The sequence below is a fragment of the Streptomyces sp. NPDC050485 genome, from assembly GCF_044458185.1.
Lineage (GTDB): Bacteria > Actinomycetota > Actinomycetes > Streptomycetales > Streptomycetaceae > Streptomyces.
In genome coordinates this window covers 116,069-138,462 of the sequence record NZ_JBITHR010000011.1, presented here as the reverse complement: position 1 = coordinate 138,462, position 22,394 = coordinate 116,069, and the positions used below count along the sequence as shown (strand labels likewise).

The 22,394-nt window shown below is 70.7% G+C and carries 10 protein-coding genes and 1 pseudogene; 2 read left to right on the top strand and 9 right to left on the bottom strand.

Going from position 1 to position 22,394, the window contains the following annotated elements:
- Nucleotides 1-6 precede the first annotated feature (6 nt).
- From ACIBK6_RS22960 to ACIBK6_RS22930, 7 genes are all read right to left on the bottom strand, one after another.
- The gene (locus tag ACIBK6_RS22960; RefSeq protein WP_399053167.1) at nucleotides 7-3,609 is read right to left on the bottom strand and encodes an amino acid adenylation domain-containing protein; all 3,603 of its coding nucleotides are present in this window, start codon (nucleotides 3,607-3,609) and stop codon (nucleotides 7-9) included.
- A 175-nt stretch (nucleotides 3,610-3,784) separates the two neighbouring features.
- A complete protein-coding gene (locus ACIBK6_RS22955; protein ID WP_399053166.1) occupies nucleotides 3,785-8,494 on the bottom strand; it encodes an AMP-binding protein in 4,710 nt (1,569 codons plus the stop codon).
- A 106-nt stretch (nucleotides 8,495-8,600) separates the two neighbouring features.
- A complete protein-coding gene (locus ACIBK6_RS22950; protein WP_399053165.1) occupies nucleotides 8,601-13,910 on the bottom strand; it encodes an amino acid adenylation domain-containing protein in 5,310 nt (1,769 codons plus the stop codon).
- 59 nt (nucleotides 13,911-13,969) lie between these two features.
- Nucleotides 13,970-15,004 (bottom strand): TauD/TfdA family dioxygenase, encoded by a 1,035-nt coding sequence (locus ACIBK6_RS22945; RefSeq protein WP_399053164.1) that lies wholly within the window; start codon nucleotides 15,002-15,004, stop codon nucleotides 13,970-13,972.
- Nucleotides 15,001-16,020, bottom strand: a complete 1,020-nt coding sequence (locus tag ACIBK6_RS22940) for a UDP-glucuronic acid decarboxylase family protein (RefSeq protein ID WP_399053288.1) — start codon at nucleotides 16,018-16,020, stop codon at nucleotides 15,001-15,003. Before ACIBK6_RS22940 ends, ACIBK6_RS22945 begins: the two co-directional genes overlap by 4 nt.
- A 50-nt stretch (nucleotides 16,021-16,070) precedes the next feature.
- Nucleotides 16,071-16,919, bottom strand: coding sequence for a hypothetical protein (locus tag ACIBK6_RS22935; RefSeq protein WP_399053163.1), 849 nt, complete (start codon nucleotides 16,917-16,919; stop codon nucleotides 16,071-16,073).
- Nucleotides 16,920-17,476: 557 nt separating this feature from the next.
- On the bottom strand, nucleotides 17,477-17,977 hold the full coding sequence (locus ACIBK6_RS22930; RefSeq protein ID WP_399053162.1) for a hypothetical protein: 501 nt from the start codon (nucleotides 17,975-17,977) through the stop codon (nucleotides 17,477-17,479).
- A gap of 229 nt (nucleotides 17,978-18,206) precedes the next feature.
- Here ACIBK6_RS22930 and ACIBK6_RS22925 point away from each other — a divergent pair, with 229 nt between their 5' ends.
- Nucleotides 18,207-19,895 (top strand): BTAD domain-containing putative transcriptional regulator, encoded by a 1,689-nt coding sequence (locus tag ACIBK6_RS22925; protein WP_399053161.1) that lies wholly within the window; start codon nucleotides 18,207-18,209, stop codon nucleotides 19,893-19,895.
- A gap of 93 nt (nucleotides 19,896-19,988) precedes the next feature.
- Nucleotides 19,989-20,531, top strand: coding sequence for an ester cyclase (locus ACIBK6_RS22920; protein ID WP_399053160.1), 543 nt, complete (start codon nucleotides 19,989-19,991; stop codon nucleotides 20,529-20,531).
- Here ACIBK6_RS22920 and ACIBK6_RS22915 read toward each other — a convergent pair.
- Together ACIBK6_RS22915 and ACIBK6_RS22910 are read right to left on the bottom strand one after the other, a co-directional pair.
- Nucleotides 20,456-21,934, bottom strand: a complete 1,479-nt coding sequence (locus ACIBK6_RS22915; RefSeq protein ID WP_399053159.1) for an amino acid permease — start codon at nucleotides 21,932-21,934, stop codon at nucleotides 20,456-20,458. The two genes, ACIBK6_RS22920 and ACIBK6_RS22915, sit on opposite strands and share 76 nt — an antisense overlap.
- Nucleotides 21,935-22,058: 124 nt before the next feature.
- Nucleotides 22,059-22,145: pseudogene (locus tag ACIBK6_RS22910) on the bottom strand (hypothetical protein); the annotation flags it as partial.
- Nucleotides 22,146-22,394: the final 249 nt, after the last annotated feature.

Here is a 22,394-nt window from a genome sequence, read left to right as displayed (position 1 = left end):
GGGGTGTCACCTTCCGGTCGTGAGGCTGAGGCTGTGCTGGAGGTGTTCGCGAAGGGTCGGCAGATGTTCCGGCGCGAGCAGCGTGTGGTGCGAGCCGGGGATCACCGTGTGGTGGAAGGAGCCTGTGGTGTGCGCCCGCCATGACGTCATGCCTGCGGGGACGGGGTTTCCGGCTGCCTCGAGGGTCACCATGGGGCTCTCGACGACACCGTGTGTGGTGTGTCCCGCGGCAAGGGGAAGCAGCACGTCCAGTCGGGCGGCGACGTCGGTGTGTTCCGCCCCCTCGATGAGCGTCGTGCGCTCCGCCGAGGGAGCCGGCGGGTTGAGCATCCGGTCGATCAGGACCAGTGCGGGACGGCGTCCGCGCCGCTCCAGCAGACGCGCGAGGTCGAACGCGACAGCGGCTCCCAGCGAGTAGCCGACGAGGGGCACCACGGTGTGGTCGGTGTGGAGCAGCAGTTCCTCGGCGAGGGCTTCGGCCAGCTCGTGGAGAGTGGTTTCCACCGATCCGTCCGGGGTCAGGTAGTCAACTCCCCACGGGGCGTACGAGGTGGGCAGCTCGCGCACCAGATCCGTGAAGATGTAGGGGATGCCCGCGGCGGGCGGCAGGAAGAAGACGGGCAGCGCGTCGTGCCGCGCGGGTCGCAGCGGTACCACGCGGGTGGCGCTGCGAGAGCGGCTGTCACGGAGGTGCCGGGCGAGCGCGTCGGCGGTCGGATGGTCGTGAAGCGCCCGCAACGAGACGTCCCGGTCGAGCGCGCGCGACAGTGCGGAGACCGCCCGGAGCGCGAGGATGCTGTGCCCACCCGCTTCGAAGAAGTGCTCGTCGGGGCCGAGCAGAGGGTCGTCGAGGACCCCGCGCAGCGTGTCGAGGACCAGGTCGGCGAGCCCGTGGTCCGGCCCCTCGCCGCCCGGCCCCCCTCGGTGCAGCAGGGCGAGCAGGGTCTGGGTGTCCAGCTTTCCGCTGGCGGAGAGGGGGATTTCGGGCACCGAAGTGATCAGGCGGGGCACCATCACGGCGGGCAGCGACTGCCTGAGATGGGCGCGGATTTCGGCCCGCTTCGGCAGGGCCGCGCCCGCCACGAACGCGGCGGGCTCGATGTCACCGCCCGGCGTCCGGAAGGCGATGACGGCCGCGGAGTCGACGTCGGGGTGAGCGCCGAGGACGCGTTCGATCTCGCCGAGCTCCACCCGGTGGCCCCTGATCTTGACCTGCCCGTCGCGCCGTCCGGCGAAGTGCAGCGCGTCCGATTCATCCACCCACCCGCGGTCACCCGTGCGAAGGACACGCTCCCCCGGGCGCCCTGGACGCGGGCAAAAGCGCTCCTCGGTGAGCGTTTCGTCGTTGGTGTACCCCAACGCGACACAAGGCCCGGCGATACGGATCTCCCCCACGGCTCCTCGGGGTACCGGCCGACCCGAGCGATCCGTGACCCAAACCTCGCTGTTCGTCAGGGACTTGCCGATGGGCACGTCCTCACGCGCGGGGTGGAACCCGCCCGCGCCGCGCACGACCTGCGCGACGGAGTCGACGCCGCTCTCGGTCAGTCCGTACACGTTGACGACGACGGCGGACTCGGGAGCACCCAGCTCGTGGAAGCGGGCAACCGTGCCGGCCAGGAGCCGTTCGCCGCCGACGAGCAGGCGGCGCAGCGGCAGGCGGTGCAGCGACGGCGCCGCGTGGGCGGTGAGCAGCTGGAGCAGGCTGGGGGTGCAGTCGGCGACGTCGACACCGTGCTCGACAAGTTCGTGGCACAGCCGCACCGGGTCCCGCTTCACTTCGGGGTCGATCAGCACGAGCGTGTGCCCGCGCAGCAGCGCGCCGAAGATCTGCTGAACCGAGGCGTCGAAGGCCAGGGAGGCGAGGAGCGCCACGCGCAGACCGTCGCCGAGACCGTCGTAGACCGGGGCGGCCAGCGCGTCGACGAGGCTCGTCACCGCGCGCTCGGGGACCTGTACGCCTTTGGGCCGGCCGGTCGATCCGGAGGTGTACAGCACGTAGGCGAGCGGTTCCCGGCCGGTGTGGGAGGCGTCGGGCACGGAGCGGTCGGGGAAGGGTCCTTCGAGCCGGTCGATGCGCGTGGCCCCCTCGCCGTCCGGGTGTGCGAGGAACCGCGCGCCGCTGTCGCTCAGGATGTGCTGTGCCCGGTCCTCGGGCAGATCCGGATCGATGGGTACGTACGCGGCACCGGCGTGGAGCACTCCCAGCAATGTCGTGATGGCCTGCGGTGTCGCGGGCATGCGCACGGCCACCCGGTCTCCCGGCAGGGCGCCCAGCCGGGTCAGGCGAGCGGCTGTCTCATCGGCGCCTGCCGCGAGTTCGGCATAGGTCCGCACGACGCCGTGGTGGCGCAGCGCGGGCCGCCCCGGGGCCGAGGCCACGACGTCCGCCAGACGTCGGCGGATGCCGGGGCCGGGGTCCACGGGTGCCGGGGGCGGGTTCTCCTCCCGCGCGGCCCGGGGCGTGGGCCCGGCGGTGAGCGGAAGGTCACCGATCCGTGTCTCGGGCCGTTCGCACGCCGCGAGCAGGAAGTGCGGCAGACAATCCCGCAGTTCCTCGGCGAGCGGGGGCGCGACCAGGGTGCTGTCGTACGCCAGGTGCAGGTCGACGCCGTCCGGTGAGGTCCTCGCGTCCAGGCGGAGGGAGAAGGGTTCCACGAGGGAGTCGAGCGACACCACACGGCTGCGCGGTGCGGGCTCGTCCCCCATGTCCGGGTCGCGCCAGACGAACGCAAGCGGCAGACAACCAGAGGTGTCCGTCCCCGACGGCAGCACGAAGTAGTCCTGGAAGGCGGCCGCTTTGCGGCGTTCCTCGGCCACCTCACGGGCCAGTGCCGCGAAGTCGCGGTCGTGGTCACAGGCGAGGAACAGCGGCAGGGTGCGCTCCAACAGCCCTGGTACAGAGCCGAGTTCGTCCAGATCCCGGCCGTCTACGGTGTCGCCGAGCAGCAGTGTGTCGAGGTCGAACCAGCGGGCGAGGAGCGCTGACCACGCGGCGCACAGGACGTCCGCGGGAGAGGCCCCCAGTGCGGCCGCGCACCGGTGCAGGGCCTCGTGCTCGCGGTCGCCCCACGCGATGGGCGTGGCGGCGGGGCGCAGCTCCGCGGGGGCGGAGTCGCGGCCCCACGGAAGCGGCGGCAGGGCGGCGCAGCTCTGCTCGGCGCCGTCCCAGTGGGTCACCCCGTCCGCTTCGCGGGCGGCCAGTGTTTCCCAGGCCCAGGCCGCGAGGTCCGCTTGGGCCGGTCCTTCGTACGCGGCGTCCCCGATCAGGGTCGCGGCGAGGCGCGCCGCGGCGGTGGCGTCGAGCCGGTCGGCAGGGGCGCGGAGCTCGATCCGGTGGTCCCCTTCAGGACCGGATCCAAGCGCGCAGGTCACGACGCCCTCCGTCCAGGTGAGGGTCGCCGGGTCCGCCGGGCCTGTCGTGGCGGGGGCCGGTTCGGGGTGTGCACCGTCGGCTTGCAGGACTTCGTGACGGTCGACGGCGGACCGCAGCCGCTCGCGGATGTCGGCCTGGGCGACTTCCGCGTCGTGGGCGACGACGATCCGGGTCTCGGGCGTACGGGCACCCCAGACGTCGGTGAACCGCTGCTGGGTGGGCGAGGCGTGCATGGAAGGCTCTGGCTCCTTCTCCCGTGGTGGTGGGGCCGTTCGCGAGGTGGGCGGTGGGGCCGCCGGCAGACCGGGTCCGGCCGGTCTTCGAGTGGTGGGCGGCTGGTACGCCGTCGAGTCGTCTCCCGCGGCTATCGCCGGGGCGTACTCCGCACCGGCCTGCCGGACGGCGTGTTCACGTGGTCGGGCCGGGCGTGTGGCCGTGCGACATGGCCACCAGTACCTCGCGGCGCCCCTGGTAGGGCATCCGGCCGTGGGCGGCTGACATGTTGTCCACGATCAGCACATCTCCCCTTTGCCAGCGCACTGTGCGCAGCGTCGCGGAGTATGCGCGCCCGAGCTCCTCGATCACCGGGTCCTCGATCTCCTGCCCGTCGCCGTACAGCGTCCTGAACGGCAGGTCGTCCGCGTCGCAGTGGTCGAGCAGTTCGGCACGCAGGGCGGGGTCGAGGCTGCTGGGACTGAAGAAGTAGGCGTGGTTGAACCAGACTTCCCGTCCGGTGTGCGGATGGGTCCGCAGCGCGGGACGCCAGAAGGTCGTCCGCAGCCGGTCCTCGCCCCGCCATTCGTACGCGATGTCATGGCGGCGGCAGTAGTCCTCGACCTCCTCCCGGTCGTGGGTGCCGAAGACCGTGGGCCACTCCAGTCCGAGGCCACCGCCGAAGTTGCGGACGTAACGGACGCCTTCGTCACGGAACCTCGCAACGGTCTCGGGGCGCAGCCGCTGGGTGATCTCGGACAGGTCGGCCACGGTGGTCTCGCCGCCGGAGTCGGCCGGGCGCATGCAGCAGAACGTCAGGCGCAGGGGCCAGCTCTGCGCGTACGAGTGCTCGGTGTGCAGCTTGATCGGCTGGTCCGCGGGGTGTTCCGTCGAGGTGTAGAGCGACGGCGCCACTTCACGGCGGTCGGAGGAGCGCTCCTGGTAGGGCAACGGAGCGGAGCCGAGCAGGTCGAGCACCTCACGGAACCGCTCGGGCGAGTCGGCGCCGGTGTCACGGTAGAGCACGAAGCCGCCGTGGTCGGCCAGGCCGTCGAGCAACTCCCGGTCGCTCTCAAGGCGTTCCGCGATGGACTGGCCGGGCTCGGGAAGGCGCGCCGGTACATCGGCCGGGGCGCCGGCCCCGGAACCTCCGGACATGCGGCGCTTGAGCCGGGCGCGGCGGGCGGCCAGAGCGGTCGCCGCGCCACTCGCGTCACCCGCGGCGGAGGGCGCTGCCCGCAGCGCCGGGTCACGTCCGTCGACGGTGTCGGTCAGCAGCCGCGCAATGCGCGTGACGATGCCCTCGGCCGAGCTCTGCGTGTGAATCGCGGTGTCGTACAGCGCTTCGAGGCGCAGACCCTGCTCGTCCTCCGTGAACAGCAGGTCCCAGCCGAACTTGCGCGCCACCGCCGTACGCCGGGGCAGGCGTCGGCCGATGACGTCTCCCAGGGCCCACTCGGCGGGATCCGCCTTTACATCGGCGCCGCGGTAGTCGAGTTCGACGGGGAAGGCCGCGCCCGGAATCCCGAGGTCGGCGAGTACATCGGGGTACGGGCAGGTTCGCCGGTCCAGGCCCCAGTGAACGGTTTCCCGCACCCGGGCGACGATGTCGGCCATGGTGTGCGTGCCGTGTGTGGCGACCCGGTGCGGAAGCATGTTGAGGTGCATGCCGATCTGGTCGTCCAGGTCCGGCTCGCCCCGCAGGGACACGGGTGACACGACGACGACGTCCTCCTGCCCGGATGCCTCGCGCAACGCGAAGGACACGACAGCGAGGACCACCGCGAACGTGCTCATCTGCCGGCCGCGGGCGAACTCGTGGAGCCTGTCGCGTTCCAGCGAGGTGAAGCGGCGGGTGACGCAGCCGCCGGCCGCCGGGTCGGACGCGGGGCTGACACCGGTGGGGCCGGCAGCGGCCGGGAACGTCACCCCGCGGGCACCGGACAAGTGCTCTCGCCACTCGGCCCGTTGCCGCACCGCCCGCTCGGAGTGCGCCTGCGTGCTCTGCCGCTCGGCGACGACCTGGTAGGGCAGGGCGGGCGGGCGCGGAAGCGCGGTTCCCCGGGTGCGGGCTTCGTACAGCGCCGCGAGGTCACCGAGCAGCAGTCCCATCGACCACCCCTCGCACACGATGTGGTGAGCGATGACGACGAGTGTCCTGGACTGCTCCCCTTCGACGAGGACGACGCGCAGCAGCGGCCCCGTCTCCAGCGACAGCGGGGTGGCGCAGAGGGTGTCGATCACCGCCGTACGCTCCTCGGGGCCCGGGGGCGCCGGGAGGATCTCCAGGGACGTCAAGGGCTCCGCGTGGACGCGTTGTACCGGCGTGCCCCGCAGGGAGGTGAAGGTCGTCCGCAGCGCCCCGTGCCGGCGCCCGAGGTCGGACACCACGGCGCGCAGGGCGTCGACATCGAGCGCACCCGTCAGCTCGAAGCACCGGGGAACGTTGTACGCGGCACCTGCCTCGCCGCGAGCGCACGCCAGCCACACACCGAGTTGCCCAGGCGACAGCGGAAGAGGCTGGTCGTGGTCCTCGTGGCGGCCGGATTCCGGGGTGGCCGCGGTTTCCGGGGCTGCAGCGGGCGCCGGGGCGGGCCGCGCGAGGACCTCGGCGCAGCGGGCCGCCAGGGCCCGTACCGTCGGAGCCTCGAAGAAGACGGAGACGGCAACGGATGCGCCCGTCTCCAGCTCCAGCCGGGACAGCATCCGCAACGCCGTCAGACTGGTGCCCCCCAGGCCGAAGAAGTTGTCGGTCACTCCGGCGGGAGCCTGCTCCAGGAGTTCCCGCCACAGGTGGAACAGGCGCTCCTCCCACGGTCCTTCGGGGCCCGCGGACTCGCCGTGCTCCTCGTCCGCCGCCAGCCGGGCGAGGGCCTCCAGATCGGTCTTGCCACCGGGGGTTTCCGGCAGCCGCGCCAGCAGCACCACGCGGTCCGGCAGTGCGTGGGCGGGCAGCACCTCGGACAGCTCGGCCGCCAGCACGCGCGGGTCCAGGACGTCGTCCCCGGCCACGAACGCGCACAGGCGCCCCTGCGAGACGACGACACCCGCGGCGTCGACACCGGGATGGTTCAGCAACGCGGCCTCGACCTCGGCGGGTTCGACGCGGTGGCCGCCGATCTGCACCTGACGGTCACGGCGCCCGATCAGTTCCAGGCGCCCGTCGGAACACCATCGCCCGAGATCGCCCGTACGATAGCGGCGCACCCCCAAGAGCCCTGGCACAGGCTGCGCCAGCGGCGGGGCATCAGCGTGCAGGTAGTCCTGTGCCACGGCCACGCCCTCCACGCAGATCTCTCCGACGGCCCCGACCGGCATCAGCTCGCCCCCGGTGCCCAGCACGCGGATACTCGTGTTGGCGATCGGTGTGCCGATCGTGATCTCCCCGCCGAGCACCACGTCACTGGCGCTGGTGCAGCAGGTCGTCTCCGTGGCGCCGTAGGAGTTGATCAGGCGTCGGCCCGCCCCGCACCACCGCCGCACGTCCGGCTCCCGCAAGGGCTCACCGCCACTGATGACCGTGCCGGCGTCGGGCAGATCCTCGGGCGTCAGTGAGCGGAGCAGCGTGGGTACGAGAAATGCGACCGTGACTCCGCTCCCGCGTACGTCCGCCGCGAAGTCGTCCGTGGAGTGCCGCATGCGCCCCGGTACGACGGCGGCTCCCGCGACCAGTGCCGCTCCCGTGGCGAGCATGGTGACGTCGAAGGAGGGTGAGAACGGCTGAAGCACCCTGTCGTCCTGCGTCACACCGACGTACGCGCTCTGGTCCCGCAGCATGTTGGCGAGACTTCCGTGGCCGACGAGTACGCCCTTGGGAAGGCCGGTCGACCCGGAGGTGTACAGCAGATACGCGGTGTCATCGGGACGCACCCGCGGCAGCTTCCCGGCCGGACCGGCGGACGGGGCGCCGATCGCGAGGCAGGGGATCGAGCCCAGCGATGCCGAAGGCGGACCCGCGTCGGTGACAACGACACGCGCGTCGGCGTCCGCGCACAGGGCGCGGAGCCGCTCCTCGGGCCAGGTCGGGTCGAGCCACAGGAGCACTCCGCGGGCCTTCAGGACGCCGAGCATGGCCCGGATGCCGTCGATCCCGTTGTCCAGGGCGACGGCCACGACCTGTCCGGGTTCCAGCGCGTGCCCGGTGAGCAGGTCGTGCGCGATACGGTCGCTGTCGGCGTCGAGTTCCGCGTAGTCGATGTCACGCTCGCCGTCGATCACGGCGGTCCGGTGCGGGAAGGCGAGGGCGCTCGCGCGGAACAGCTCGACCAGGGAGGTGTGCGTCCACTCGGGCATCGGCCGCCCGGTCCCGAAGCGGAGGACCTGCGCGCGCTCATCGTCATCGAGCAGGGCGATCCGCTCCAGGGGCGCCTCGGGTTCGTCGAGGCCGAGCAGGAACCGGCCGATCGCCGAGGCGGCTGCCTCCGGGCTTCTCTGGCCTCCCGGCATCCATACGCGCATCCGGCCCTCACCCGAGTAGCGCACGCGCACCCCGCCCTGCTCCGGCGGTTCTTCGGAGCCCGACACATCGGCGTACACGTCGCACCCGTCGCAGCCGTCTGCGTCCTGCGTCCCGCGGCGCCCGCGCAGTGCGGCGGTCAGCTGCTCCTTGACCGTGCCCACGTGGGCACGGAGCGAGGCGGTGCGGTCCACCGGCACGCGGAAGAACCGCGCCGCGCCGTCCGGTCCCGGGACCGTGACACGCACGGGCCGGTCTTCGCCCGTGCCCGCCGTGTACCAGGTCAGAGCCGAGAGCAGGAGTGTCAGTTCACTCCACCGATCGTGACGTGCGGCCCGGTCGAAGGCGGCCAACGCCTCGGATTCCAGGCGGACTTCGGCCTGCCGTATTCGCTGGTCGACGAATCCCGGTTGCGACGGTCGGAGTTGGGACAGTGCGCTGTGGATCAACGTGCCCTCCGGCGGGGAGCGAGTGTGGTGATGTGGGGAACGGCGGTGTGCGGAGGCGAATGGGGAGGTGACGGCGCGACCGGGGCCGGCGCGCGGGTGCCGGGCGCTACAGGTACACCTCGAAGTCCGGTCCGGCGGGCCCGACCCGCAGACCGGGGTCGCGGGCCGCCTGCCGAAGCAGCTCCGACAGGTCCTGGGCGACCGCGGCCACCGTCTCCTCGCGGAACAGCGCGGTGTCGTAGATGATCTGCCACCGCAGCGCGTCTCCGGGAAGGACGAAGAACCACAGGTCCGCGCGGGACGCGTGTTCATCCATCTCGATGGGTTCGCAGCTGAATCCACACCGCTCGGCGACGCCCGCCACCTCGGCGTCCCGGTCGATGCTGTGCCAGGTGATGCCCACGGAAGGAGCGCTCGACAGTCCGCCGTGGCGCTGTGTCCCGATGCGGGCGACCACATCGGACAGGGCGAGGTACTGATGGCGCAGCGCCTCCTCCACCTCGGCGCCGGTGCTCCGCACCACCTGTGCGAAGTGGTCGCCCGGGACCACCTCGCCGCGCAGCAGCACCGTGTTGGCGAAGAGGCCCACCTGGTCGCGTATGCCGGGCAGATCGCGACCGGCGAGGCTGGCGGCGAGAACCTGCCGGCGCTCCCCCGTCCACTGGGCGAGCACCGCGTGGATCGCCGCGACGCATACGGCGAACGGCGTCACACCATGGGTCCGGGCCAGGTCCCGTAGTCCTTCGTACACATCGGGCGCGCATTCCAGATGGAGGCTGCGGGCCTGGAAGGACGGTACGGGCGGCCGTGGGGCGTCGGTGGGCAACGGCCCGACCGACACCGCGGGGTCGGCCCAGCGCTCCAGGTAGTCGGTGGCTTCCTCCCTGGCCCGGCAGGCCAGCTCGTCCAGGGCGTGGACATAGTCGCGGTGCCGTCTGGGCAGCGGCGCGGCGAAGGGGGCCTCGCCGGCGCGCAGACGCCCGTACGCCTCGAAGAAATCGGCCACCAGGACCTCGACGGACCATCCGTCGGCGACGATGTGATGGGTGGTCAGGATCAGCAGGTGCCCGCCGTCCGCGAACGTCGTCACCGCACCGCGGAGCAGGACGTCTCGCGCGAGGTCGAAGGGGCGCCGCGCCTGTGCTCTCGCCCGCTCGGCGGCCGCCGCCGGGCTCCACGGGCCGTTGGCGCTCTCGACGGTCAGCGGTGGACGGCACTCACGGGGGGCCCGTACCCGCTGGCCGAATTCCGACTGCCGTATGACAGTGCGCAACGATTCGTGCCGGTCGACGACGGCGGCGAGTGCCTGCTCAAGGAGGTCCGGTCGTACCTCGCCGGTCAGGTAGAAGGCCCGGGTGAGGTTGAACGCCTGGTTCCCGCCCTCCAGGCGGCTCAGCAGCCAGATGCGCTCCTGGAGATGTGACAGCGGATGGGTGTCGCCCCAGGAGGAGGACGCGATCGAGTCCACCGCGGTGGACTTGCCCATCAGGAGCTTCAGGAAGTCCTCGAAGCGGGGGGTCCGCAGGATCTCCGTCATGGTCACGTGCGTACCGAGCTCGTCCCGGATGCGGGTGGCGAGCCGAGCGGAACGCAGGCTGTCCCCGCCCTCTTCGATGAAGTGGCTTTCCATCCCGATCTCGTCCACGCCGAGCGCGGTCCGCCACAGCGCGGCCAGTCGTTGTCCCATGGCGGTGGTGGGCTCGGTGGGGCGCCGTTCGATGTCCAGCGGGTGCGCCGTCGCGCGCAGGGCCGCGTGGTCGGCCTTGCGGTTACGGGTCAGCGGGATGCCGGGAACCAGCACGACGCGTGCCGGGACCGCGTGCTCCGGGAGTTCCGTGGCGAGGTGTTCCCGCAGGTCCGCGACGAAGCGGCGGGGAGAGCTCCAGCTCGTCGGTGGCCGCCTCGTCGGTGCCTGCGTCGCCCCTTCGGGCCGCGGGTTCGCAGCGGTGCGTGTCGCGTACATCAGGACATGGCCGACGGCGCCGGTGTGGTCCTGCCCTTCGGCCGTCACCCGGAACCCGCGATCTGCGAGAGCGTCGCGTATCCGTCCGAGATGCGAGGCGTCGCCCTGGGCCTCCAGGACGATCTGCCCGATGAGCGGCCAGTGCTCGTCGTCGATGCCCCGCAGGATGTCCCACTCGGCCCGCTGCGCATCGATCTTCAGGAGGTCCACCCGCGCGAGGCCGTGGTCGCGGATCACCTGGGAGAGGGTGGTGAGTTCGCAGTCGACGGCGGTCGGGGCGAGCTGTTCGTCGAGCAGTTCGTCCAGGTGGTCGCTCTCGGTCCGGTCGAGGCCCCGCCCCAGGCGCTGCTCCGCGAGTGCCTTGAGCAGGTGCCGGTCCTCGTCCGCCGCGGGGTGCAGCGTGGCGAGCATGCTGTGATCGGCGTAGGACGTCAGGGTGCCGCGGCCCGCCGCGGCCGAGAGCGCGGCGGCCACCGGTGTCCAGGCGTCGCCGTACAGGGCGCTGTTGGCCCGCAGCCGGGCGAAGGCCGCCGGCGCGGGTTCGATCGCGATGATGCGCGCCCCCGGCGCTTCGGTTGCCACCTGGAGGCTGAACAGGCCGACGTTGGCGCCTACGTCGATGACGACGCTGCCGGGTGTGACCCGGATCCCGTCGCGCAAGTAGGCGCGTTCGACGAAGAGTTCCTGGTAGGCGAAGGACGTCTCGGCCGGGTTGAGCGAGAGAACCGGACGCCCGTCGGGCAACTCCGTCCATCCGCGGGCGACTTCGGGCGCGCTGTCGAGGAGGGCGCACAAGCGGGCGACCGGACCGGTTCGGTCCGTGGACGGCACGCAGTAGGCGAGGAGTCGGTTCTGCCCGGACGGGTCGGTGTCGACGACGACGGCCGCGTCGTCGACACCGGGGTGCTCACGGAGGATCTGCGCGACTCCGTCGAGTTCGACGCGGTGACCGCGTACCTTGTGCCGGCTGTCGGCACGTCCCGAGAAGGCGATGCGCCCGTCGGGGAACCGCAGGCCCAGGTCGCCGGTGCGGTGCACACGACCCGTCCGGGGTGTGTCGACGAAGCGCACGGCGGTCAGGTCCGGATCGCCCAGATACCCGTCGCTGAGTCCGTCACCGGCGACGCAGATCTCGCCGATGACACCGGGGGCCACGGGGCGCAGCTTCTCGTCGAGGATGTGCACGGTGGTGTTGGCGATCGGCGTTCCGAGCACGGGCCGCCGCAGGAAGTCCGCGAGCCCGGTCGGCGGGACGCGCTCCGCGACGCAGCCCACCGTCGTCTCGGTCGGACCGTAGTGGTTGACGATCACCGTCGCCGGACTGGCCTTGTGCAGCCGTTCGAGGTCGGCCGGGCGCACGGCCTCCCCGCCGACGACCAGCAGACGCGGTGCGAGCCGGGAGAGCTGTCCGGTGTCGGTGTCCAGGAGCAGCCACAGGAGGGACGGGGTCAGCTTGAGCGCGGTGACGCGCTCCCGTACCAGTTCGTCCAGGAGGCGGTGCGGGTCGCCGAGCGTGTCCTGCGAGGGCAGGACGAGTGTGCCACCGTGCAGCAGCGCGCCCCACAGTGCCGTATGGCCCAGATCGAACGCGGCCGAGGTGAGGAGCGCCGGGCGGTCGCGGTCACCGAACCCCAGGTCCTCGCCCAGCCACAGGGCGTAGTTGACCAGTGCCCGCTGGGGGACGACGACCCCTTTGGGCCGGCCGGTCGTGCCGGAGGTGTAGATGACGTAGGCGGGGCCGGTCCGTCCGGCGGGCACCGGAGCGGCGACGGCTCCTTCCCCGAAGCGTTCCTCTTCCGCGGAGAATGCCGCCACGTCCCAGTCACCGACACGCTCGGCGTACGGATGCCCGGTGATCAGCACGCCCATGCCGCTGTCGTCGCGGATGTGGTCCAGCACTCTGTCCGGATGGTCGGGATCCATCAGGACCATGGTCTTCCCGGAGTAGAGGCAGCCGAGCATCGCGGCGATGAGCGGGGCACCCGGGCCAAGGAGAAGACCCACGAAATCCGCGTCGTGGCCGGCGAGGCGTCCGGCGATCCGGCCCGCCCAGGCGTCGAGTTGGGCGTACGTCACGGTCTGTGCCCCGTCGACGAGCGCGGGACGACCGGGCGCGCGCAGCACGTGCCTGCGGAACAGTTCGGCGGCGCCGCTGTCCGGGCGGGCCCGGGACGGTCCGGCGAAGGCGGACACGGTTCGGTGGAAGTCGCCCTCGGGCAGCAGTCGTTCGGGCAGCGGGGCTTCCGGCTCCTGGGCGGCGTGCCGCAACAGGACCTGGAGCTGACCGGCCAGGGACCGTACGGCCGCCGGGTCGTGGACCCCCGGGTCGAAGTCCAGCTGGAGCTGGAGCCGGCTGCCGGAGCGCAGCACGGAGCAGAACAGCGTGGCCGCGTTGTCCGCGTCCACGAGGCCTGCCACCTGGGCGCCGCCGGGGAGACCGGACGACGGCCCGGTGGGCACCGTGAGAGCGCGGAAGCCCGCGGGGAAGACGACCGGGTCGTCGGGCGCGAGGCCCCAGTCGAAGCACTCCTGCCACTCGGCCAGTTCGGCACGCGACTCCCGTACGGCACGGGTCGCCTCGCGCAGGCTCGGGCTGCTGGTGAACCCCATCGGCAGTGTCCTGGCCAGCGGGCCGCGGAGTGTGCGGAAGCTTTCGGCGTCCCGACCGGTGAAGGTGACGCCGAGGCAGATGTCGGTGACGCCCGCGTTCTGCGCCACGAGAAAGCCCCAGCAGGCCAGCAGCAGGTCTTCCGGCTCCGCGTCCAACTTCTCGGCGGTGCGCAGGAGTTCGTCCAGGTCCGGGTCGGTGGTCTCGACCGGGAGCGTCTCCCATCCGCCGCCGGGCTCCGGGCGTGCGGTCGTGCTCAGGGGCGACGCGCACCGTGTCAGATCGTCCCGCTTCGCCTGCCAGTACGCGCGCTCGTCCGGGTCCATGTCCGCAAGCACCGCGTCCTGCCAGCGCGTGTAGAGCTGGTAGTCGGGTGCGGCCGCGGGGCCGGCGAGGCGGTCGCCGTCCGGGTCGGCCAGCGCTGCCGTGAGGTCGCGCGCCCACAGCAGAAGCGATGTGGCGTCGTGGGTCAGGGTGGGTGCGGACACGACGAGCCGATGCCCGCCGCCGGATATCCGGACGGTGATGCTCCACTCTTCGACCGGAACCCGGGATCCCCCAGGGCTGTCCGCGCCTTCGACGGCCGCCCGCCCGTGCCCGTCCTCCTCGGTCGTCACCGTGGGGACCTGCGGCTCCTCGGTCAGCCGGACCGGGACCATCCGGTCCGGCTGCCGGGCGAATCGCCGAGCGGCCCCCTCACGCACGGCAGACGTGGTGAGGGCCCGGCGCACCTCGTCGACGCCGACGGCGTACGGAAGCGATATGACGCACTCGCCCATCCGGAGCGTGTCCGGATCGCGGAGCCAGCTGCGGCGTTGCTGGGCGGAGAGCCCGTGTAGAGGCACCTCGGTCTCCATCTTCGGGTTGTGATGTCTGCGATCAACAGGGCAGGTGACGTGCAGGGCTACGACGAGACCGGTCCGCCCATCATCACGAGCAGCCTGCGAGCTCCCTGGTAGGGAAGGCGGCCATGCGCCATCAGCATGTTGTCGAGCAGGAGGATGTCGCCGGTGACCCACGGCCGGACCACGAGCGCCCGCTCATAAGCGCTCCGGATCTCCGTCGCGACCTCTCCCGTGATGGGCGAGCCATCGCCGAAGGCGGTGGTGAACGGCGACATCTCAGCCGCCTCCAGAGCGTCGGCGAGGCCCGGTTCCACCGAATCCACGTGAAAGAAAGCGGCGTGGTTGAACCACACCTGTTCTCCGGTGATGTGGTGCTGCCGTACGGCGGGCCGGGTCCATTCCACCCGAAGGCCGTCCTCGATCCACTCGTAACGCATTCCGAGTTCGCGGCAGGTCAACTCGGCCTCGTCCCTCGACTGAGTTCCGAGAACTTCCTGCCAGGAAAGGCCGACACCGGTGCGCAACTCGCGCCGATAGCGGACGCCCAGTCGCATGAAGCGCTCGCGCGTCGGGGCGGACAGGTTCTGCAACACGACCCGGGTGTCGGCGATCGGCGTTTCGCCGCCGGCGTCAGCAGCCTTGTCGGAGTAGAAAGCCAGCAAGGCGGGCCAACTCGCGGAGTACGACAGTTCGCTGTGCATCACGATGGTCTGGTCCGCCGGATGATCGGTCGATGTATAGAGCCGGTCACCGACGACGGACCGGGGTGAGGAGCGGTCCTGGTAATCCATGGAGTCCGGGCAGACGGCGGTGAAGAACCGTTGAAAGAGTTCACTTCCGGGCGGCCGGAACCCCCGGAACAGGATTCCCCCGTGCGTATTCAGAAGGGATCTGATGGATTCGGTTTCCGTCGCACACCAACCGGCCAGGTCGACGTCGTCGACCGCAGGCTCGACGATGGCAGGACCCGGACCTTGGCACGATAGGGAAACCGGGTCGGGAGGCAGCCCGGGGACAGGGTCCGGAGCGTCTTGGTCGAAGTTGCTGAACTCTTGGAGCTGGCGTGCCCGGCGTTCTCTGCGGCTCTCGCTCATGATTGGCCGCTTTTCTCTTTCGGACCCCGCGGAGAGCTCGTGACTGCCGGTTCGAAGTCGGGCACTTCCTGATTGTTCGAGAACCAGGCGATCGTCCGGAGGAGTCCGTCGTCCAACGTGACGGACGGTTTCCAGCCGAGAAGGGTGTCGGCCAGGGAAATATCGGGGCATCGCACCTTCGGGTCGTCCGCCGGCAGGCCCAGGTGGCGCAGCGGCGAGGCGGATCCGATCAGCCCGCGTATCCGGTGGGCCAATTCCGCAACGGTGAGTTCCTCGGGGTTGCCGATGTTGACGGGGCCGAGGTGCGGGCTTGCCGCGAGGCGGAGGATTCCCTCCACGGTGTCGTCGACGTAGCACAGCGACCGGGTCTGGGTACCGTCCCCGTGAACGGTCATGGGGTCGTCCGCGAGCGCCTGCCGGATGAAGTTCGGAATGACGCGCCCGTCTCCCGACTGCAGGCGCGGACCATAGGTGTTGAAGATCCGCACGATTCCGGCATCCACGCCGCGGCGCGTAGCGTGGGCGATGGTGAGCGCCTCGGCGAATCGCTTGGCCTCGTCGTACATCGAACGCTCGCCGACGGGGTTGACGTTGCCCCAGTAGCTCTCGGACTGTGGATGTTGGAGCGGATCTCCGTACACCTCGGACGTGGAGGTGAGGATGAAGCGGGCACCCTTCTCGCCCGCCAGTTCCAAGGCGTTGGACGTCCCCTGACTGCCGACCCGGAGTGTCTCGATCGCCAGCCGGGTGTAAGCGACGGGTGAGGCCGGTGAGGCCAGGTGCAGTACGAGATCGACGGGACCGTCCACGTGGAGTGCGGCACTGACGTCCGACCGGACGAAGGTGAACCGCGGGTGGCCGAGCAGGTGGCCGATGTTCTCCCGGGACCCGGTACAGAGGTTGTCCACACAGACCACCTCGCACCCCGAGGCAAGCAGGGCATCACTCAGGTGCGATCCGAGAAACCCCGCTCCCCCGGTGACGACCGCGCGCTGGAAGGTTCTCTTGGGCGACATGGTTCCCCCGGTGCGAGCGGCGTGGCGGGTCTGCGGCGGATGGCTGGACATCAACGACCGGCGGCCTGGTGGCGCCGGCGCATCTCCTGGACGAACGGCGCCCTGGCCACCAACTGCTCAAAGATCCGTTCGTCGAGCTCCCGGTCCCTGTCCTTGGTCGCGGGATGGATCAGCGGCCACGTCAGCTCATCGCAAGGCAGCGCCGCGAACTCATGGCCCGGGTCCGAGGTGTGCGTCGCGTCCGACCGGAAGCCGAGGTTGGTGACCAGATTCGCCGTCGGGATGATCGCCTTGCCGCGGAGGAGGCAGCAGAGGAACCACTGATAGTCCCAGTCGTCCTGCCCCTTGCCCTCATGGATGCGGCCCCAACGCCCTTCCCACAGTTCACGTTCCGTGGGATCGGGGAAGTGCTCTGCGAGCACCCCGCTCTTCACGACCTCGGGCCAGTCGGAGATCCACATGTCGTAGTGCTGCCAAGCACGCCGCCAAGTGGCCCAACCCCAAATGGTGTTGTACTTCGAGAAGTAGTAGGACTCGGGCCGGAGATGAGGCTCAAGGTAGTGAGTGCCACCGATGTGCATCACCTCGCTGTCGTCCGCGTAGCGGTTCAACAGCTCCTCGGCGAAGGAGAAGAAGGACACATCCGCAAGAGTGTCGTCCTCGATGATGATGCCGGCTTCGACGTGCTCGAAGAACCAGTCGATCGCACCTGCCACGTTTATCTTGCAGCCCTGGTTCTGATCCGCGTACCTGCGCTGGACTTCGCAAGGCCAGTCGATCTTTTCCTCGATGATCCGACGTACTTCGGCGACCGCGAGGTCATCGCCCGGAACATCGGACTTCGGCCCGTCCACGGCGATGAACAGTTTGGTCGGCCGAACCTCCCGGATCCGATCCATCAGGACTGGAGTCAGGTCCGTACGGTGATAGGCGGCGAAAAGTACTGGCGTCTGAAAGCCCTCTGACATGAAGCTCCTCGATCTCTTCAAGGACAGTCACAGCTGAGCGGCCGCCCAAATCCGGGGCGGGCCGATTCGGAGCGGGCGAGAACCAGCTCCAAGGCAATTCGTGAGCGAATGGTGCGATGCTATTTGCGGCCCTCGAATCGCCGCGAGAGCCTCCGGGGCAGCATCCGGTGCCCGAACAGACGGCGGGTGCGCCGCCCGGGGGCACGGTGTTTCGCCCTGCCGGACGGCGCGGCCCGCTGCATCGTGCGGTGATAGGCCGGCGAGCCCTCTACAACCGGGCTTGCCGGCGGGGCAGTTGACCTGCCGAACGGCTGAAGCCCCTGATGGATGAGTTTTCGACCAAGGGAACCCGTCTCTGTCCAGCAGAGGCTTCTCGCGCCTGTCCGGCGTCGACGTGTCCGGCTTCCCCTTCCTCCTGCGGTGGGCGCAGCAGTGGGGGCCGACGGCGTCTGCCGTCGGCCCCATGTCGCCGGGGTTGCTCAGTGGTGTCAGCCCAGTCCGCTGACGTTGCCGCCGAAGATCCCGTTGCTCATGGACAGGGCGTAGCCGTCGCCGTTGCTCAGGTACCAGTGGGCGAAGGAGCCGTAGGAGCTGCCGAACCGCAGTACGACCTGGTTCGAGGACCAGGAGACGACGGTGACGCCTATGCAGTTGGCGCCGTTGCCGTCGCTGTAACCGGCCCCGAAGTTGTTGTCGTCGATGAAGTAGAGCTGGTTGCCGTAGGCGTTGCCGTTGTTGGTGTACGTCCCGCAGCTCGTGACGTTGTTGTTGGTCCCCGCGGGCGAGGTGTCCCCGAAGCCGGACCCGTTGACGGTGATCGCCGGCGAGGCCACTCCGGGGCCGTGGGTCCCGCTGAAGGAGACCGAGGTGATCGAGGGCGGCGCGGCGGCAGTGGCGGTAGCGGCTTCGGCGGGTGCGGCGGTCGCCGCCAGGCCCGCGGTGAGCGTCAACGCCGATGCGGTCAGCGCGAGTCTGTGTGCCATGCTCATCTTTGCGTTCTCCTTTGGAGGGTGGGACAGGGTGCGCGTGCCGTGCCCAGGCTGAGGGGATGTGCGTCTCAGTGGTGCTGTGCAGGGCGTTCCTCACGGTGGCGGGGCGGGATTTCAACCGGCTTACAACTTTTCCGGATTTCAACCGGCTGATGGCCCTCGTGCCGTCGGGCCCGGGAGATGCGCGAAGGGAGCCGCTGATGTTCCGGCCCACGGGGGCGGTGAGACGGTGATCTTCTGCCGGGTCCTCGGCCCGATCCAGGTCGAGATCGACGGTGCGGCGGCGCAACTCGGCGGTCCGATTCCCCGCAGGCTGCTGGCGGCGCTCGCAGCCGGCACGGGGTCACCGGTGTCACTGTCGACGCTGGCCGAACTGGTCTGGGACGCCGAGTTGACCGCCGAGGTCACGAACGCGATCCGGGTCACGGTGCATCGGCTGCGCAGCGCGCTGGGCCCGGGGGAACGCCGGTTCCTGGAATCGACCCCGCAGGGCTATCGGCTCTCGCTGGCGCCGGAGGCGACCGACCACGGCCTGTTCGAGCAGCAGGTGGAGCGCTGCGTGGGGGCGCTCACCGATGCCGACCCGTCCGATGCCGTACGGGCCCTGGAGTCCGCCCTGGCCTTGTGGCGCGGCCGTCCGTGGGCGGAGCTGGGCGAGTCGCTGCACGTGTGCGGACTGCGGGCGCGGATGGCGGAGCTGAGGGAGGTCGCGGTGGAGGAGCTCCAGGCCGCGCGGCTGGCGCTTGGGGACACCGCTCGCGCGGTCGCGGCGCTGAGTCAGTCGGTGATCGAGGCGCCGTACCGTGAGAGGCGCTGGGAACTGCTCGCGCTGGGCCTGTACCGCAGCGGCCGGCAAGGGCACGCCCTGGCGGAGTTACGGCGCGTGCGCGGCCTGCTGGTCGAGGAGCTGGGGGCCGAACCGGGCCCGGCGTTACGGGCGTTGGAGCAGCGCATGCTCGCACACGACCCGGGCCTGCTGATGGTGCCGGGACCGGCACGACCGGACGAACCGCCGTCCGCCGACCCGGAATCCCGGCCCCCGGTGATTCCCCGTCCCCTGACCCGGCTGATCGGCCGAGCGCGCGAGCTGGCCCTGCTGGACGCGGCACTCGCCGAATCCCGGCTGGTGGCGATCACCGGCCCGGCCGGAGTCGGCAAGACCCGCCTCGCCGTCGAGTATGTCGCCGACCGCGCCGACGCCCGGCTGGTACGGCTGGCCAACCTCCGCAGCCCGGAAGTCGTCGCACCCACGATCGCCGTAGCCGTAGGTGGGACACCCACCGCCGCCGATCCGCTCGCCGCGGCCACCCGTGTGCTCGCCGGTCGGCACGAGGTGCTGGTGCTGGACAACTGCGAGCACCTCACCGACGCACTCGCCGATGTCGTACTGCCCCTGCTGGCGCGGTGTCCCGGGCTGCGGATCCTGGCGACCAGCCGTCGGGCACTGGGCCTGGACGGCGAGCATGTGCTCACGCTGGCGCCGCTGCCGATCGACGGCGAGGACGGCACGGCGGTGGAGCTGCAACTGGCCCGGTACGTGCTGGCCGATGACCAGGAAGCCGAGGCAGGGGCGGGGGCACGCCGGGCGTTGGATCTGCTGGTGCGCGCGGTGGCCGTGTTCGAACAGCAACCCAATGGGTCCGACGAACTCGGGGCCCTGTACGCGGGCGTCTTCGCCCTCGCCCTCCTCGGTGCTCCGCAGTCGGCGGCCAAGCTGTACGCGGCGGTCGTCGACCACGGCGAACGCAACGGCACCGACCCGGGCCGCTATATGCGGTTCGGCGGACCGAGTCTGGAGGACCGGGTGACACGGCTGGTCGCGTCACTCCCGCCGGTGGAAAGCGGCGGCCCCATGGCCTGGGAGGAGATTGTCGCGCGGTTCACCGGCGCGGCCGAGGCGCTGTCCGCCCGGCCGTGACGCGCCTCCCGCAGAGCGCGCGTTGCGTGTAAGCAGCGTGAAATGCCGACCGGTCAGAGTGAACGACATGCGCCCCAGGAACAGGACGAGAGCATGACCGATGCCCAGCTCACCACACGCGACATCGCGATCCGCTGTGTGCGGATGATGGCCGAGGGCAGCCTCGCCGATTTCGAGACGTTCATCCACCCCGATGCGGTCAACCGCGAGAGCCGAGCGGAGCCGGCGGCGGCCCGCGGCCGTGGACCGCGCGCCTTCCACGCCGGGGCACTCTGGCTGCGGGCCGCCTACTGCGACATGGGGTGGACGATCGACGAGGGGGTGACCGAGGGAGACCTGGTGGTCCTGCACACCACCATGTCGGGTCGCCACACCGGCACGTTCGTGACGTACGACGAGAACGCCCGCCCCTCGGGGGCGTTCCCCGCGACCGGGAAGAGCTTCTCGGTCACACAGACTCACTGGTGCCGCATCGCCGACGGGCAGCTGATCGAGCACTGGGCCAACCGCGACGACCTGGGCCAGGCCCTCCAGCTGGGCTGGGTACCGCCCACGCCCCGCTACATCCTCCGCTCAGGGGCATTTCGCTCGCGGGCTTTGTTCTCCTCCGAGTGCCGGAAGCCGAAAAGGAAGTAGAGGATCAGGCCGAGCGCCATCCACACCACGAAGCGCACCCAGGTGACCCAGTCCAGGTTGCTGATCAGCCATACCGAGAAGGCGACACCGACGGCCGGGATCAGCGGCACCAGCGGCGTGCGGAAGGAGCGTGGCAGGTCGGGCCGGGTCCGGCGCATGACGACGACAGCGATCGCCACCACGATGAACGCCATCAGGATGCCGATGTTCGTGAGATCCGCGGCCTCCCTGATGGGCAGGAACCCGGCGATGAGTGCCGAGCCGACGCCGACCGGCCAGATCACCCTGGTGGGGACGTGCCGGGTGGGGTGGTTGCGGGCGAAGGAGCGAGGCAGCAGACCGTCGCGGCTCATCGAGAACCAGATACGGGAGACCGCCAGCATGTTGGCGAACGCGGAGGTGGTGATGCCGACGATGGCGCCGATCGCGACCACCATGCCGAGACCGCCCAGGCCCACCGAGGCGAGCGCGCTGGAGAACGGACTCGAAACGTCGATGTCCTTGTAGTTCTGCATGCCCAGCAGCACCACGCAGACCAGCAGGTAGATGACCGCGGCGATGCCCAGCGACACCATGATCGCCTTGGGCAGCACCTTCTTGGCGTCGGCGCTCTCCTCCGCCGCCGCGCTCATCGCGTCGTAACCGTAGACGGCGAAGAACGTCGTCGCGGCGCCGGTGAACGCCCCGCCCAGGCCGAACGGCAGGAAGGGACTGTAGTTGCCGGCCGAGATGTGGAAGGCCCCGGCGACGATCACTATGGCGACGATGACGAGCTTCACGACCACCAGCACGGTCTCGAAGCGGGCGGATTCCTTCGTGCCCCGGGAGAGCACGAACGCCAGCAGGAGACACAGCAGGGCGGCGAACAGGTCGACTCGGTGGCCGGCTCCGGTGCCCGGCGCGCCGAGCGCCCAGGACGGCAGGTCGACCCCGGCGTGCTCCAGGATGTAGGAGAAGTAGCCGGACACCGCGATGGCCACCACCGCCACAATGGCGGTGTACTCAAGCAGCAGGTCCCAGCCGATCGCCCAGCCGACGATCTCGCCGAGCGCCGCGTAGGTGTAGGTGTAGGCGGAGCCGGCCTTGGGGATCGTGCCGGCGAACTCCGCGTAGCACAGTGCCGCGGCACCGCTGGCGATGATCGCGACGAGGAAGGAGATCATCACGCCGGGCCCGGCGTCCTGGTGGGCAACCACCCCGGCCAGCGAGAACACTCCCGCGCCGACCAGGCCGCCCAGGCTGAGCGCGACCAGCTGCCACAGCCCCATGGTGCGCTTCAGCCCACCGCTGGTCTCCTCTTCGCCGGTGTCCACCGGCTTGAGGCGGAAGATTCCTTCCCGGGAGAACAGTCCCGCACTGGGGGCGCTTCTCTCGCGGGGTATTACTGGAGTTGAACGGGACATGCTGGCCCCTCCGGTGCATACGTACGGGTTGTCTGACGGGGTTGTCCATCGGATCGTCCTGAGGACGTATCGGCGCTGGAGCACGAGTCCGTGCGGGAACGGGCCGCTCGGGTCCCCTCATCGCCGAGTGCCCGCGCGGCTCGGCGACCAGGAACCGGCGCAGGTCGTCCAGGTGCTCCACGGCGTACCGGCGGCGCTCGGCCATCGTGTCGCCGGGGACCGGTCCCCGCCGAACCGGCCGGCCTGGCCTCGTTCATGAACTCTGCTCCTCGATAAGGGAATCAGGGGGTGGGGAATGGCTCAGCGGAGGCGGCCGGTTCGCCGGGCCTGAGGGGCTGGGCTGTCGGCCGGCGGTGCGGGGCTGCCGCCTGCAGGCCGCCCATCGGCCGGTCGGCGGGCTCGCCGTCAGCCGCACGCCGGGCTCACCTGCTCGCCCACGACCCGAGGAGACACCGGATTC